The organism is Dialister sp. UBA1703 (genome assembly GCA_002320515.1).
In the GTDB taxonomy this organism is placed as follows: domain Bacteria; phylum Bacillota; class Negativicutes; order Veillonellales; family Dialisteraceae; genus Dialister.
The window spans coordinates 127,279-128,753 of sequence record DCJJ01000164.1 but is presented as its reverse complement, the minus strand read 5'-3'; the positions used below and the strand labels follow the sequence as shown (position 1 = coordinate 128,753).

Annotated in this window: 2 protein-coding genes; both read left to right on the top strand. The window is 48.9% G+C overall.

What is annotated here, in order from left to right; all coding sequences use genetic code 11:
• Window positions 1-269 precede the first annotated feature (269 nt).
• Window positions 270-842: an NADPH-dependent F420 reductase gene (locus B2Y11_RS08150; protein ID WP_291057960.1), complete on the top strand. Its 573-nt coding sequence runs from the start codon at window positions 270-272 to the stop codon at window positions 840-842.
• A gap of 117 nt (window positions 843-959) precedes the next feature.
• The gene (locus B2Y11_RS08145) at window positions 960-1,382 is read left to right on the top strand and encodes an Rrf2 family transcriptional regulator (protein WP_291057959.1); all 423 of its coding nucleotides are present in this window, start codon (window positions 960-962) and stop codon (window positions 1,380-1,382) included.
• The last annotated feature ends 93 nt before the right edge of the window (window positions 1,383-1,475 follow it).

The window sequence follows — 1,475 nt, the reverse complement described above, 5'->3', positions numbered from 1 at the left end:
CTACATGCAGCATCGCTCGAAATGACGTAGAGGCAGGGAGCAGACTGTTATTGGGCCAATTTCCGTGAAAATTTATATATACAAAAGGGGCTGTGAAAAAATGTAAATCATTTTTTCACAGCTCCTTTTGCTTGGGGAAAAGAGATATGAAGAAATTCCGATATAGTTATTGACAGATGTAAGAGTACATGATATATTAATTGTAACAGCAAGAATTACATGTACAGCGTTCCATACAGGAGCGATGATTTTTACAGAAAGAAGGAAATATGATGGAAATTACAATTTTTGGCAAAGGCAATATGGGAAAGGCCATCGGCGGCAATTTTGAAAAAGCAGGAAACAGGGTGACCTATGGAGGCCGCGATTTCAAGGGATCCTTAGGGGATGTGGTGGTGCTGGCAGTACCCTATAGCGCTGTAGACAGCATCCTTGCCGCCCATAAGGACGAACTGGCAGGAAAGGTACTGGTCGATATTACGAACCCCGTCAATTTTGATACCTTCGACGGCCTGGTGGTTCTGGCCGATTCCTCCGCTGCTGCTGAAATCCAGAAAAAGGTGCCGGAGGCTCTGGTGGTCAAAGCCTTCAATACCACATTCGCCGGCGTCCTGGCAGCAGGAAAAGTGGGAGATAAAGAACCGGCGGTAGTGCTGGCGGCATCGGACTCTGAGGAAGCCAAGAAGACCCTGGCAGAAGCGCTGGAAGGCAGCGGCCTTTCCGTGGTAGATGCAGGCTCCCTGAAACGGGCCCGTGAAATGGAAGCCCTTGGATTCCTGCAGATTTCCCTGGCAGCTCGTGAAAAGATTTCCTGGACCGGCGGCTTCGCAGTGATTCATTAATCAGTGCTTCCTTAATACAAAAGGGAAAAAGGGGCGGGCTTTTCATAAGCCTGCCTTACTTTTATTTCCCTAATCTGCTATGATAAGAATAAATTATGATTGAATCGAGGAGGAACCATGCAGATTTCCAGTCAATTTACCATTGCTATCCATATGCTCGCCTACATTGCCCTGTACCAGGATAAAGAAAAGGTCACCAGCGACGTGCTCTCCGGCAGCATCGAAGTGAACCCCGTCATCATCCGTCGTCTCCTGTCCCGTCTGAAGGGAGCCGGCATGATTACCGTCCACCGCGGCACCGGCGGTACCTTCATGGCCAAAAAGCCGGAAGAAATCACCCTTCTTGACGTGTACCTCACAGCAGAAAACCTGAAAGAAGAAGGCCTCTTCCGCTTCCATGAACACCCCAATCCCAAATGCCCCGTAGGAAGGGACATCCACCACGCCCTGGACGGCCGTCTCCACGAAGCCCAGAAAGCACTGGAAGATAAACTGGATACCTTCACCCTGGCCGACGTTAAAGGGGATATTCATGTGTGAGGGGAGTGGGCTGGGGTGTTAGGGAAGCACTGATTAATTCATAGAGTTTTCTTTTATAAGAATCTTTATGCACTGTTTCGTCATGGGCTTCCT